The following is a 13,216-nucleotide window of genomic DNA, read 5'->3' as shown; positions in this document are numbered from 1 at the left end:
ACTCTATTTTATTTCCGAGAAATAATTTCCAATTCCAAAGGTAAATAAATATACTGAAAGAAGAAAGCCGGAATTATCAAGTTTTCTGGTGCGCGCCCCTGCGCCAGCGCCTTGGATAGCCATGACAGGCGTCAATCTCCATACACTTATATTCTTATGAACGTGCAAAGCATAGCGTTTCGCCTGAATGTCAGATTCCTGCTTATTATCACCACGCTGCTCGCGACATTTGGCGCCATCAACTACGTCAAGACGAAAGGCGAGCGGGAAGTCGAGATTGAACGGCAGGTGCAGGCGGCCATTAGCCGAATGACGATGAACCTGCCTATCGCCATATGGAATTCCGATAAGCAGGGCGTCGAACAGGGCCTGCGCGCTGAAATGTCAGCCGGATTTATCGTCGGCATCACGATCAGCAACGGCGCCAAGATAATCGCGGGCACGGGACGCGCGCCGGACGGCTCGGTGGCCGTGGGCGCGGACAAGGTGGGCAAATCGGAGGCCACCCGGCACGCCAAGCTGGTCTACCTCGAGGATGGCAAACCCAACCCGGTCGGCGACGTCACCGTCCACATCGCCTACGCCGACATGCTGGCCGCCCTGCACAAGGATTTGCTGTGGCTGGCCCTGGCCACCTGCGTGCTGCTCGCAGTGCTGTTGGCCGCCCTCTCGCACAGCTTGAGCACGGTCGTGCTGCGCCCCTTGAAACAGGTGCAGCAAGCCATCCGCAACATCGCCGTGGGCGAGGTCGATTTGACCAAGCGCTTGCCGGCCAGCATCAATGCCGAATTCACCGAGGTGGCCGACAATTTCAACACCTTCATCGGCCGCCTGCAGGGCATCATCGAACAGGTGCACGAGGGAACCAATCTGATCGCGGCGGCCTCTGCCGAAATCGCCACCGGCAACCTCGACCTGTCGGCCCGCACCGAGTCCCAAGCCTCTTCGCTGGAGGAGACCAGCGCCGCGATGGCCGAGCTGACCAGGACCGTCACCCGGAACGCGGGCAACGCCAGGAACGCCAATGGCCTGGTGCAATCCACCTCGGCGATTGCCGGCAAGGGCGGCCAGGCGGTTGCCAAGGTGGTGGCCACCATGAACGAGATTAACGACGCTTCCCATAAGATCGTCAACATCATCGGCGTGATCGACAGCATCGCCTTCCAGACCAACATCCTCGCGCTGAACGCCGCCGTCGAGGCGGCGCGCGCGGGCGAACAAGGCCGCGGTTTCGCCGTGGTGGCGACGGAAGTGCGCAACCTGGCCCACCGGTCGGCGGCGGCGGCCCAGGAGATCAAGGCCTTGATCAACGATTCCGTCAACAAGGTCGGCACCGGCACGCAACTGGCGAACGAGGCCGGGAACATCATGGGCGACGTCGTCACCAGCGTCGCTCAAGTGGCCGAAATCATGACTTCCATCACCATGGCCAGCGAGGAGCAGACGGTCGGCATCGCCCATGCCGGCGATGCGATCAGCCTGATGGATCAAACCACCCAGCAAAATGCGGCGCTGGTGGAAGAAGCGGCAGCCAGCGCCGCCTCGCTGAAAGCACAGACCACGGCGCTGGAGGCCGCGCTGAGCGTGTTCCGCCTCGCCGACACCGCGCCCCGCCCCGTTCTGCGGGCTGCCGGGTCCACCGCGGCGCGCCTCCCCGCGCCGGAACAGCGTACGCGGCTGCGCGCCGCCTGATACCGATGCAAGCTTTATATCAACCAAGGAAAGTGACTATGACGAACAAAAAATGGCTGTGCACCTTGTTGGCTTCCGTGGGCGTTTTCTCTGCCGCCGCGGCCGAGGAAGTGACGATGGGACGCAACCAGGGCCTGGCCGACCAATGGGTGGCCGCCAAGCTGATCACCGATATCGGCAACAAGGCGGGCGTCACGGTGAAGGTGAAACCGCTGCCCGCCGCGCGCGCCAGTGAAATGAATTTATCGGGGGAAATCGACGGCGAAATTGCGCGCATCGACGCCTACGCCGCCAAAAATCCCTCGCTGGTTCAAAGCAAGCCCTTGTATTACTACTTGAACTCCACCGCCTTCGGCAAGAGCGATAAAGCGGTCGCATCCATCGCCGATTTGAAAAAATACAAGGTGGGTATTATCCGCGGCGTGGCCCACGCGATGACCGTCACCGCAGGCCTGAAGGTCACCGAGGTGAATAATCCGGAACAATTGTTCACCATGCTGGAGGAAGGCAAGATCGATGTCGCGGTATCGAGCGAGATCGACGGGAATTACCGCCTGAAGAAAATGAAGCTGGGCGATATCAAGGTGCTGACAACGCTGGCCAAATTCGAACAGGGCGCCATCTTCAATCCCGCCAAAAAACAAAACGCGGAAAAACTGGCGAAAGCCACCGCCGCCATGAAACAGTCGGGTGAACTGGACAAGCTTACTGCGCAGTATGAAAAGGAATTCCTGAACAACAACATCGAGCCTTGATCGGGCGCACCGCCGCCCGGCTCCGGCCGGGCGCTGAATGCCGGGCCCGCCTTAAAGGCCGCTTAAGCGGCCCGATTTCGTTTGGGAATTTCGCCGAACAAGCCTATTGTCATCACATCAGGCAGCACTCATCCAAGCCGCTGCCTGGTCAAACGCAGTGCATTTGAACGTCATCCTGTATGACATGGCCAGGAGTTGTGCATATGTTAATTTCATTCAAATCCAAGTCCTCCCCGGAAGTATTGATGTTTCAGGAGCACGCCGAGCGCATTTTGCGGCTGCTGGACAAGAGTCCGCAGCGCGGCGTCATCACTGCGGCCGAAGCGACCAAAGCGCTCTCGTTGCTGGAGCAGGAAGTCGCTTATACCAAGGAACACCCGAAACAGGACGTCGAGCACGACGCCCATACGCCAGAGCAGGAGGAAGGCGAAACCACGGAACACGCATTGCTGCAGCGGGTTAGCTTTTCTGCCCGCGCCTATCCGCTGCTGGAAATGCTGCGCTCGGCCAGCCAGCAAAACGAATACATCATGTGGGGCGTCTGAGCAGGAACGACGCCAATTCAGTTCGACCCGGGATCGTAGGATAGCAGCGCCTTGTAGCCATCGGGGGCGATGGACGTGTCGAAGGGGTAGTCGGCGTAGTTTTGGTAATCCACCATGCCCAGATTGATCAGGATGGTATGCGGGAGCTCCTTGCTGCGTCCTTCGAGCATATTGACGGCCGCATTGATGGCAACCCTGGCCTGGCTGACGCCCTTGGTATCGACCGCCGCGTAGATTTCCTTCTTGCGTATCATGTGCGCGATATCGCCGGTCAGGTCGAAGGCAACCAGCCGGATCTTGTCCTGCAGTCCGGCCCTTTGCAAGGACACGTAGGCCGGCGGCGCACAACCGGTGCACCCTATGATGTAATCGAGCTTGCTGCCGTTCTTGGCGAGCAGTTCCGTGGCCAGTTTCGCCTGGCCGTTGAAATCGCTGTCGCCGTAGCGGATGTCCAGGATATTGACCTTGATGGGCGCGCTCTGCGCGGCGATCCGGCTGCCATCGACCTCCCCCTTGACCCAGCCGGCGCCCGAGGGGCCGGGCAGCAGGGCGACATTGATCGATTTCAGCCCGCGCTGCTGTGCATCGCGTATGACCCAGCGCGTCGCCTCCAGGCCCATGCCGCGCAGCGAAGTGGTGACTTTGATGACCAGGTCGTCGCTGCGGCTGTCGTTCGCCAGCTCGAACACGGGGATGCCTGCGGCGCGGGCCTTGGCAATCGAGGCCATGTTGAAGGTCATGTTGATGGGCGAGATGACGATGGCGTCGTAGCGGGCCTCGATCGCCTGGTCCATCTTGCGCAACTGGCCGGCCAGGTCGTCATAGCCGGTGGCCGGCAGGATGTCGGCCGCCACCCCGAGCCTGCGGGCCTCGCTGATGACCCCGTAGCTGCAGCCTACCCAGTAGGGATCCTTCAGGTGGGGGAACAGGAAAGCAATGCGCCAACGTTTGGTGGCGCGCGCCGCCATGCCATAACTGCCCGGCACCACGCGGCCGCTCGCCAAGGCGTCGTCGGCCGTGCCGTTGGCCTGCAGTGGGCGGTAGATCGAATGGACCGGGATGGGCGCGAACTTCACCGCATCCGGCACTTGCTGAGCGCGCACTGAAAAAACACACAGCCCGAGCGCGCTCAAAACGGCAAGTACTCGCTTACGTTGATTAGACATCGTGACCTTTTCTTCCGTATCGAGCAACCGCCACCATCCGCTACGTATCGTTGTGTCCCCGGGCGATTATACATGCGCACCGATGCGCCCAGCCATGCCGGCCGCTGCACTGTTGAGCGTATAATCAGATTACATTTTAACAACCACCTCCCGGAGTCCGAGATGCGCCTGCCTTCCCCACGCGGTTTGTTGTCCATCCTGTCCATCTCGCTCGCGGCGCTGCTGATGCCCTGCCATGCGGCGGCGGGCAAGCCCTACGATTACGCGGTGGTTGGCAATCCGGCCAACGTGGTGCTGCCGCCTCCGGCCTCGCCAACCATGGTCTTGATGGGCGGCGGTCCCGATGTGGACGATGCGTTCAAGTGGATGATCAACAAGGGCGGCGGCGGCAATTTCGTCGTCATCCGCTCGCGCGGCACCGACGCCTACAACCCCTACATCTACGCGATGGGCGGAGTGGCTTCGGTGGAGACCATCATCATCCCCAGCCGCGAAGCAGCCAACGATCCCTTTGTGATCGCGCGCATACAGGGCGCGGAAGCCCTGTTCATCGCCGGCGGCGACCAGAGCGACTACGTGAAGTTCTGGAAGGGCACACCGGTGCAAACGGCGATCGAGGCGCTGGCCAGCAAGAACATCCCCATCGGCGGCACCAGCGCCGGCATGGCGGTGATGGGAAAATTCGCGTTCGCCGCATTGAACGGCACGATCACTTCGGCAGCGGCGCTGGCCAACCCGTACGACAGGTCGGTGACGCTGGAGCGCGATTTCCTGACCCTGCGCGACATGGGCGGCCTGATCGTCGACCCGCACCTGGTCGAACGCGACCGCATGGGGCGCCTGGTGACCTTCATGGCGCGCGTCGTCAACGACGGCTGGGCCGGCAGCGTGCATGGCTTGGGCGTGGATGTCGAGACCGCGCTGCTGGTCGACGGCGGCAACGCCACACGCGTGGGCGTGGGCTCGGTGTACTTCCTGCGCACCGTGGGCCTGCCCGAAGTCTGCAAGGCCAAGACGCCGCTTACCTACCGCAACATCACCACGCAACGGCTGTCCGGGGGCGCCAGCTTCGACATGCGCAACTGGGCCAGCTACCAGGGCGGCACCGTCGACTACAGTATTTCCGCCGTCAAAGGCGTGCTCAGCTCCAGCCAGCCGGGCGGCTCGGTCTACTAGGGCCGGAGCCAGACCCGCACCGCATAGAAAAACATTGCCGACGCCCGAATCCGTACTACAGTAAAAGACAGGGGCCGTATCGGCTGCGGCAACAGGGGGAGGCGATCATGGCACACGCAAACTGGCGGCTTGAGGGCGAATGGATCAAGAATTGTAATTGCGCATTTGGCTGTCCTTGCGACTTTAATGCCCGTCCGACCAATGGGGAATGCAAGGGCTTGCTCGGCATGCGCATCAGCAAGGGGAATTTCAACGAAACGAGCCTCGATGGACTGTGCTTCTTCGTCACGGTCCAATTCCCGGGGCCGCTGCACGAGGGGAATGGCCAGGCGCAGGCGATCATCGACGAGCGCGCCACGCCGGCGCAACGCGACGCCTTGCTGGCCATCATGTCGGGCCAGAATTCGGACGAGGGAACGCTGTTCAACATCTTCAGCATGATCGTGAGCACCATGCACGAACCCGTTTACGCGCCGGTGCAATTCTCCTTCGACATGGATGCGCGCCTCGCGCGGATCACAATTCCGGGCGTGCTCGAGACCGACGTCGAGCCGATCCGCAATCCCGTGACCGGCGCGCCGCACCGCATCCGCGTGGTCATGCCCGAGGGTTTCGAGCACCTGGAGGGCGAAGTGGCGGCAGCCAACATCCACAGCACCGGCGCGAACCGCTTCGACACCAGGGGATCGCACAGTACGCTGGCCCGCGTGGTACAGACGCCGCAAGGGGTGGCGGGATAGGAGCAAGGGCGGCCGATGCGCGGCGCAATCGCGGAACGGGTGTTGCGGCATGACCGCCTGCTGGTGGCCGGCGGGCTGCTGGCCGTCATCATCGCCTCCTGGGCCTATCTGTTCAGCGGCGCCGGCATGATGCAGCCGATGGAAGGCATGCTGATGCCCATGGCTAGCGGGCCGTGGACCTTCGGCTACATCATGCTCATGCTGTTCATGTGGGCCGTGATGATGGCGGCGATGATGCTGCCCAGCGCCGCGCCGATGATACTGCTCTACACCACGATCGCGCGCAAGCAGGCGCATGGCACCCATGTCCGGCTGGCCGGCATGTTCACGCTGGGCTATATCGCCGTCTGGACCTCGTTCAGCCTGGCGGCGGTGGCGCTGCAACTGGGGCTGGAAAGGCTCGCCTTGCTGTCCCCCATGATGGAGACGACCAGCGTCGTCTTCGCCGGCCTGGTCCTGGCCGGCGCCGGCATCTACCAGTGGCTGCCGCTCAAGGCAGCTTGCCTGCAGCGCTGCCGCTCCCCTTTGGAATTTGTGCTGACACACTGGCGCCGCGGTGCCTACGGCGCGTTCGCCATGGGTGCGCGGCACGGCCTCTATTGCCTGGGCTGTTGCTGGATGCTGATGCTGCTGCTCTTTGTCGGCGGCGTCATGAACCTGGCATGGATCGCCGGCCTGGCTTTGCTCGTGCTGGCCGAAAAGCTCGCCCCGGCGGGGCACTGGATCGGGCGTGGCGCCGGGCTGGTCTTGCTCGGATGGGGGCTGGCCACCCTGTATCAATCCACCGGCATCGGCCGCCTGTACTGAGACGGAGAGCCCGGCAGCGCCGCGCCCGCTCAACAGGCGGCGCCGCTGCAACGCTAGCGCGATGCCATCAATCCCGGTCCGGCGCCCCCAAGGGGAACAGCGGCCGGAACGGCCTCGCCTCCTCCACCGCCCGGGCGAAGGACGGACGGGCCAGCAAGCGCGCGCGGTAGGCGCGCAGCACTGGGAAGGATTCCGAAATGCGGTGTGTCCAGTCGGCGTAGAACAGCGAGGGCGCCGCCGCGCAGTCGGCCAGCGTGAACGCATCCCCTGCTGCCCAGGCCTTGCCGGCCAGTTCCCCTTCAAGCCAGGCGTAGGCGCGCTCCAGTTTTTCGCTGGCCAGCGCCAGCCCGTCGCGGCGCTTCACCGGGTCGCCCGTCAGCGCGCCATCCACGGCGCGCTGCATCATGTTCATCACGTGCAGGTCGAAGTAGCGGTCCAGGAAGCGAACTTCCAGCGCGGCCATCGGATCGGCCGGTAGCAGAGGAAGCGGACCGGGATGGGCCAGTTGCAGATATTCGATGATGATGCTGGTCTCGGCGACGTTGCGTTCGCCGTCCACCAGCAGGGGGAACTTGGCCAGCGGCCAGCGCCGCAGCCAGTCGGCCGTGTGCTGCGGCGTATCCGGCCCGATGCAGCGGAATTCGAAGGGGGTGTTGTTCTCGTACAGCGCGACGAGTACTTTCTGCGTGTACGAGGAAAAGGGATGACCGTAGAGCGAGGGCAGCATTTTGTAATCTCCGTGGCAAAGTGTTCCGCAAGCTTACCCATTAATGAGCATCATGCGCGCCGAATCGAATGGCGGCGCGTACGTTGATCCATATCAAGCTTCTTCAACTCGGGATTATTTGGCACGCTTGCGGCAAAAGTCCAGTCCGGATGACCGCTGCCGTTGGTGCCCAGGCCAAGATCGCCCTGCCTGCCGGTGCCGCCGCCCCAGTTGTAGTCCAGGATGCTTTGCTTCAGGCTAAAGTTATGGATTTGCATCGAGCCGTAGTTGGCGCTGCCTATGGCATCGGGTTCCAGCCGCTGCCACCACCATAACCCGCGAAAACGGCCGCGCGGTTGCCGAACTGCGCGGCGGCCTCCTCCGCCGTCAACAGGCGCACATGGCGGCGCGCGCCCAAGTCCAGCGGCTTGCCTTCCATATCCGTGCTGCCGTATTCGCGCCAGCCCGCCGCTGCGGTGCCTTGGGCCGGATTCGGCGCCGGCTGCCTGCCCACGCCCTTGCCGGCCCAACCGGCTGGCGCGATGTGCGCATCCATTTTGCAATTGATGAAGGCCACATGGTCCCAGCTGGTGTCGTAGCCGGCGCTGCGCGCCAGCCAGGTGGCGCCGTCCGGAACCTGGTTGCCGGTGGGGCCGCGGCCGCGCGTCAAACGGCTGTTCAGGAAGACGAAGCCCTTGTCCAGCGGCCCCACAGTGCGGGCCTGCAGCACATAGCCCCCGCTGTTGGGATTGGCGCTGTCGCCCAGCGTGCGCAGCTCGCTTTCCTCGAACAGCGCCGCATGGTTGTTGCCCCACACGTAGTCCACATTGCCGGCGATGAGCGTGCGATAGAACCAGGCGTAGCCTTTGACCTGCACCGTGTCCTGCTCGCTGTAGAAACCGGCGTTTTTCACGGCCAGCCGCCCTTCACTGCTGAAGAACAGCGCCTCGGCCTGGCCGCCGCCGGGCGAGGCGCGCACGGCGCTGTTGCGCAGGGTAAGCGTGTCCAGCGTCAGCAGGTCCGCGTCTTCCACCAGGAACAGGGCGCGGCCGCCATTGATGGCGGGCGCGTCGGCCGCTTGCCCCGCGCCTGAACCGGGATTGATGCCGTCGCCGTTGGCGGCCTCGATCACCACGCCGTCGCGGCTCTGGCCGCGCAGGGTGACGGCGTTCCTGCCACGCAGGTACAGCAGCTCCTGGTAGCGGCCGTCGCGGATGGCGACGGTCACGGGCCGCGCGCCTTGCGGCTGGCGCATCACATGGTTCAAGGCGCCCTGCACGGTGCGGAAGTCGGCTGCGCCATCGTCATCCACCGTGATCCGCGTCCGTTGCGGCACAGCGGAGCGGGTACGGAAGGTCCAGCCCTGCTCCTTGGCGACGCCGCCGAAAGGCCGGCCGTTCAACGCGCCGGCGAACACGCCTGCGTCGATGGTGACGTAGTATTCCTCGCCAGGTTGCAAGCGTGCGCTGTGCAGGTGGATGACGGCATTGCGGCCTTCGATGGCTATCGGCTGGCGCCGCACCGCGCGCCCGAATTCCTGGCCTTCGTAGCCCAGCACATCGTATTCGTCGGCGACGCGGATGGTATCGGCCAGTGCGTTGTCGCGCTTGCGCAGCACGCGGATGGCGCCGCTCGTTCCCAGCGCCGGAGGCTGATCGAAGCGCAGCCGCAAAGGCGTGTCGTAAGGGATGTCGCGCGCACCCGCTTCGGGTGTCGCCGCTCCGCCCAGGGACGTGGCAGCAAGTGCAAAGGCAGCAGCCGGCGGGCGCGCTTCGATCATGACCTCCACCACGTTGAAGACATTGGGGTCCCGCGCGCTGGCCAGCGACAGCGTGGTTGCGCCGGATGCCAGTGGCGTCAGCACCAGCTCACCGCCATCCTGCTCCACCCGCAGCAGCGCCGCATCGCCCGCGCACGCAGTGAACGGCATGGGCGCTCCGTCACCAGGGCCCAGTGCGCTGACCAGCAGCCGTGCCGGCGCCTCGCCCGCCTGCAAACGCAGGCGCTGCGGCGCGCGCGCCAGCGCAATGCGGGCCGGCTTGTCGGCGGCGTTCCCCGTCGCCGGCGCGCTGGCCTCGAAAGCAACCCCGCTGGCGATCACACCGCTGTCGCCAAACCGCGGCAAGGCCTTGTCCATCACGCTGGTGATCTTCTCCCCGTTCAAATACACGGTCAGCATCGCGCCCGCCATTTCCAGCCGCACTGCATACAGACGCCCATCGCCTGCCGTCTCTCGCCCGAACTGCTTGAGGCGCGTCAGCACGCCGTCCTGCATGCGCACGATTTCAACCTGCATGCGCTTTCCCCCGGGGGTGAAAGCCAGGCCGGCGCCAACCCAGTTGCCCTCGTCCCGGTAGCGGCCCACCACATAGAACTGCCCGCCTCCCGCCTCCATGGGACGGAAGCGGCTTTCGACATAGCTGTCGGCGGGGGCGGCGGAGGTGGCGGAAGTGGCGGAAGTGGCGGCGATCCCGGCCAGCTGCACTTTGCCGGTGCCAGGCACGGGCAACAGCCCCGGCTCCTGCGCCAGCGCCAGCGCCGGACCGATGGCGAATGTGAACAAGAACGGCAAAAGACGGCGCGGCATAATGGTTTCCTGTTAAAGGACGGACCGGATACTTTAACTGGCCTGACCAGTTAACGCCAGCGCATTTCATAGCGCGCACCCCACCCTTACTGAGCAACGTCGTGATTTTCTGACAAATTTACAAAATAATGTTTGCGCAATCATCGATCTTCACGCATGCTTTTGTAAATCTGGTCAGGCCAATGAACTTTCGGCCTGACCAGCAAAAAAAGATAGGAGACCTTATGACCCGTAGCAAGCACATCCCTCGCCGCTTGGCGCTGTCCGCCATCGCTATCGCCGTCCTCACCCTGGCCAACGGCGCGTCCGCGCAAAACACCGGCGACAGCATGAACCGCGTTGAAATCACCGGTTCGTCGATCCGCAAGGTCGCCTCCGAGAACGCCCTGCCGCTGACCAGCATCAACGCCGAAGAGCTGGTCGCGCGCGGCTTGACCACGATGTCCGAAGTAGCGACCTCGCTGACGGTGGGCGCCACCAACGAACCGGTGGGCGGCGGCGGCGGCGGTACGCAGATCAACCTGCGCGGCCTGAACACCAACCGCTCGCTGGTGCTGCTCAATGGCCGCCGCCTGCCCAACGAGGCCATCGGCGACAGCTCGATCAACGTGGACGTGATGCCGATGAGCGCCGTCGAACGGGTCGAAGTGCTGCGCGACGGCGCCTCCTCCATCTACGGCACCGACGCCATCGCGGGTGTGGTCAACTTCATCACCAAGCGCAGCTTCAAGAACACCACCATCAGCGGCGGCCTGGTACAGCCGGAGCGCCACGGCGGCGGCGACCAGCAGCGCGTCAGCATCATCTCAGGCTGGGGCGACCTGCAGGAGCAAGGCTGGAATGTCTACGCCGCGCTGGACGTACAGAAGCGCGCATCCCTGCTGCAGAAGGACCGCCCCAACATCAGCGACCCGGCGCTAATCGCGCAACTGGGCGGCAATCCGTTCAGCACCAACACCTCGGGCTCCTCGGCTTCGCCGGCCAACTTCACCGTGTACCAGAACGGCAAGGCCACGACCACCACCGGCAACCCCTACTTCGCCGCCGGCTGCAAGGCGCCGTACGACGCGCAGACCACACTGGCCTCGACCAAGGCCTCCGGCGCAGGCAGCAAGACTTGCATCCTGGACCCGGAGCTGTACCCGCAACTGCTGGCCGACGCCATGCAGGCCACGCTGTTCACCAAGGCCTCGCTGCGCCACGGCGACGGCAAGCTGCTCACCATGGAACTGCTGGCCACCGAGTCCTACATCGACGCGCTCAACCCGCCGCAGCCCTTCGGCGCGCAGACCGACTACGACAAATACAACCCCGGCGTCCGCAAGCCGCTGTTCATCAACAAGAGCAGCAAGTGGTATCCGGGCGGCAGCGGCGGCGTGCCCGCCGTGGCCGGCGTCACCGGCCAGGACCTGGCGCTGACCTGGAGCATGGACGAAGCCGGCCCCGCCATCACAGACGACCGCCAGCACACCACCCGCATCATCGTCGCCGACGAGGGCGAAGTGATGGGCTGGGACTACCGCGTCGGCATGAACGCCTCGCGCAGCCGGCGCGACGTCAGCTGGAAGAGCGGCTTCTTCACCACGGCCGGCATCTACAAGGGCGTGGCCGACGGTACGCTCAATCCCTTCGGCAAGCAGGACGCGGCCGGCCAGACCTACCTCGACAGCATCCGTGCCGACGGCGTCACCTACCGCAGCGCGACGGTCGAATACTTCGGCCCGGACTTCAACCTGACGCGCAACCTGATGCCGCTGGCAGGCGGCTCGCTCGCGCTCGCGGTGGGCGGCGACTGGCACAAGGAAATCTACAACGACGGCACCGATCCGATCGCCAATGAAGTGGTGTACAAGGTGTCCGGCACGCCGAACACCTACCCGAGCGCCGCCCGCACCGTGGCCGGCCTGTACCTGGAAATGGATGCGCCGCTGACCAAGACGCTGGACATCACGGCCGCCGTGCGCGCCGACCATTTCAGCGACTTCGGCAACACCGTCAATCCCAAGTTGAGCGTACGCTGGCAGCCGACCCAGGAAATCATGCTGCGCGGGACCGCCAGCACCGGCTTCCGCGCGCCCACGCTGCCGGAACTGTACGGCACCCCGCGCACCCGCGCCGGTTCGACCGGCAAATGGGACGATCCGCTGCTGTGCCCGAGCGCCACGCCGTCCATCCCCGGTACCGGTTCGGTGACCAAGGATCCGAAATACGCGGCGCTGAACCTGGACCCGACCAAGGTTTGCAACACGACGCTGGTGACGCTGACCGGTGCCAACCCGGACCTGGACCCGGAGAAGGCGCGCACCGTCACCGCCGGCATCGTGCTGTCGCCGGTGAAGAATATGCTGGTCTCGTTCGACCTGTGGTCGATCAAGATGAAAGGCACCATCGCGCAGATAGGCGAGGACACCATCTTCAACAACGTGGCCGGCTACAACGACCTGTTCGTGCGCAATCCGGACGGCTCGCTGGACTACATCGTCAAGACCCGCCTGAACATGGGCGGCCTGCGCACGCGCGGCATCGACACCAGCATGAGCTACACCTGGCCGAAAACCGACTGGGGCAAGTTCGGCCTGAGCCTGGACGGCACCTATGTGGACCGCTATGAGGGCCAGAACGAGGCCGGCGGCGCCTGGATCGACAGTGTCGGCAAACCGGGATCGCTGTCCACCGGGGCCACCTCGGCCAACACCTACGTCTACCGCTGGCGCCACAACCTGCGCGCCTCCTGGAGCCACCAGGGCTTCGGCGTGCAGCTGACCCAGGCCTACACATCGCACTATGAGGACACCAACGCGCTGCCGACGCAGAAGCCGGGCCAGCCCTACTTCAACGTGATCGAGCCCTACATCCTGTACAACCTGACCAGCAGCTATTCGTTCTCGAAGCAGATGAAGCTCACCTTCGGCATCAACAACCTGCTGGACAAGGATCCGCCGCTGTCGAACCAGCGCCTGGGCTCGCGCGTGGTATTTGCGCAGAACGTCTCGAAGCCGATCGGCCGCGCCTACAACGTACGGATGAACTACACGTTCTAAT

The 13,216-nt window shown here is 64.1% G+C and carries 11 protein-coding genes; 7 read left to right on the top strand and 4 right to left on the bottom strand.

Annotated features, from left to right (window positions below; genetic code table 11):
- Positions 1 to 315: 315 nt before the first annotated feature.
- The 3 genes from ACSQ8Y_RS28025 to ACSQ8Y_RS28015 all read left to right on the top strand — a co-directional run bounded on the left by ACSQ8Y_RS28025 (position 316) and on the right by ACSQ8Y_RS28015 (position 2,992).
- Positions 316 to 1,692 (top strand): methyl-accepting chemotaxis protein, encoded by a 1,377-nt coding sequence (locus ACSQ8Y_RS28025; protein WP_436269655.1) that lies wholly within the window; start codon positions 316 to 318, stop codon positions 1,690 to 1,692.
- A 38-nt stretch (positions 1,693 to 1,730) separates the two neighbouring features.
- Complete coding sequence (locus ACSQ8Y_RS28020) at positions 1,731 to 2,447, top strand: substrate-binding periplasmic protein (protein ID WP_436269654.1); 717 nt, start codon at positions 1,731 to 1,733, stop codon at positions 2,445 to 2,447.
- A gap of 179 nt (positions 2,448 to 2,626) precedes the next feature.
- Positions 2,627 to 2,992 (top strand): DUF1840 domain-containing protein, encoded by a 366-nt coding sequence (locus ACSQ8Y_RS28015; protein ID WP_436269653.1) that lies wholly within the window; start codon positions 2,627 to 2,629, stop codon positions 2,990 to 2,992.
- Between the two features lie 17 nt (positions 2,993 to 3,009).
- On the opposite strand, the gene torT is transcribed toward ACSQ8Y_RS28015, so the two are convergent.
- Positions 3,010 to 4,095, bottom strand: coding sequence for a TMAO reductase system periplasmic protein TorT (gene torT, locus ACSQ8Y_RS28010; RefSeq protein WP_436269652.1), 1,086 nt, complete (start codon positions 4,093 to 4,095; stop codon positions 3,010 to 3,012).
- A 225-nt stretch (positions 4,096 to 4,320) separates the two neighbouring features.
- On the opposite strand from torT, the gene ACSQ8Y_RS28005 reads away from it, so the two are divergent.
- From ACSQ8Y_RS28005 to ACSQ8Y_RS27995, 3 genes are all read left to right on the top strand, one after another.
- A complete protein-coding gene (locus ACSQ8Y_RS28005) occupies positions 4,321 to 5,334 on the top strand; it encodes a cyanophycinase (RefSeq protein WP_436269651.1) in 1,014 nt (337 codons plus the stop codon).
- Positions 5,335 to 5,441: 107 nt separating this feature from the next.
- Positions 5,442 to 6,074, top strand: coding sequence for a DUF1326 domain-containing protein (locus ACSQ8Y_RS28000; protein WP_436269650.1), 633 nt, complete (start codon positions 5,442 to 5,444; stop codon positions 6,072 to 6,074).
- A 15-nt stretch (positions 6,075 to 6,089) separates the two neighbouring features.
- On the top strand, positions 6,090 to 6,881 hold the full coding sequence (locus tag ACSQ8Y_RS27995; RefSeq protein ID WP_436269649.1) for a DUF2182 domain-containing protein: 792 nt from the start codon (positions 6,090 to 6,092) through the stop codon (positions 6,879 to 6,881).
- Positions 6,882 to 6,948: 67 nt separating this feature from the next.
- On the opposite strand, the gene ACSQ8Y_RS27990 is transcribed toward ACSQ8Y_RS27995, so the two are convergent.
- The 3 genes from ACSQ8Y_RS27990 to ACSQ8Y_RS27980 are packed head-to-tail and all read right to left on the bottom strand — an operon-like array spanning position 6,949 to position 10,174.
- The gene (locus tag ACSQ8Y_RS27990; protein ID WP_436269648.1) at positions 6,949 to 7,608 is read right to left on the bottom strand and encodes a glutathione S-transferase family protein; all 660 of its coding nucleotides are present in this window, start codon (positions 7,606 to 7,608) and stop codon (positions 6,949 to 6,951) included.
- Between the two features lie 50 nt (positions 7,609 to 7,658).
- Positions 7,659 to 7,865: a hypothetical protein gene (locus ACSQ8Y_RS27985; protein WP_436269647.1), complete on the bottom strand. Its 207-nt coding sequence runs from the start codon at positions 7,863 to 7,865 to the stop codon at positions 7,659 to 7,661.
- 20 nt (positions 7,866 to 7,885) lie between these two features.
- Positions 7,886 to 10,174 (bottom strand): pectinesterase family protein, encoded by a 2,289-nt coding sequence (locus tag ACSQ8Y_RS27980; protein WP_436269646.1) that lies wholly within the window; start codon positions 10,172 to 10,174, stop codon positions 7,886 to 7,888.
- Between the two features lie 224 nt (positions 10,175 to 10,398).
- Between ACSQ8Y_RS27980 and ACSQ8Y_RS27975 the strand changes: the two genes are divergently transcribed.
- Entirely contained in the window at positions 10,399 to 13,215 is a 2,817-nt protein-coding gene (locus tag ACSQ8Y_RS27975) for a TonB-dependent receptor domain-containing protein (RefSeq protein ID WP_436269645.1), read from the top strand.
- Position 13,216: the final 1 nt, after the last annotated feature.

Source organism: Pseudoduganella sp. LjRoot289, from assembly GCF_964252925.1.
Taxonomy (GTDB): Bacteria; Pseudomonadota; Gammaproteobacteria; order Burkholderiales; family Burkholderiaceae_D; genus Rugamonas.
Note: the sequence above shows the minus strand (reverse complement) of the source record. Positions and strands in the feature narration are given on the sequence as shown.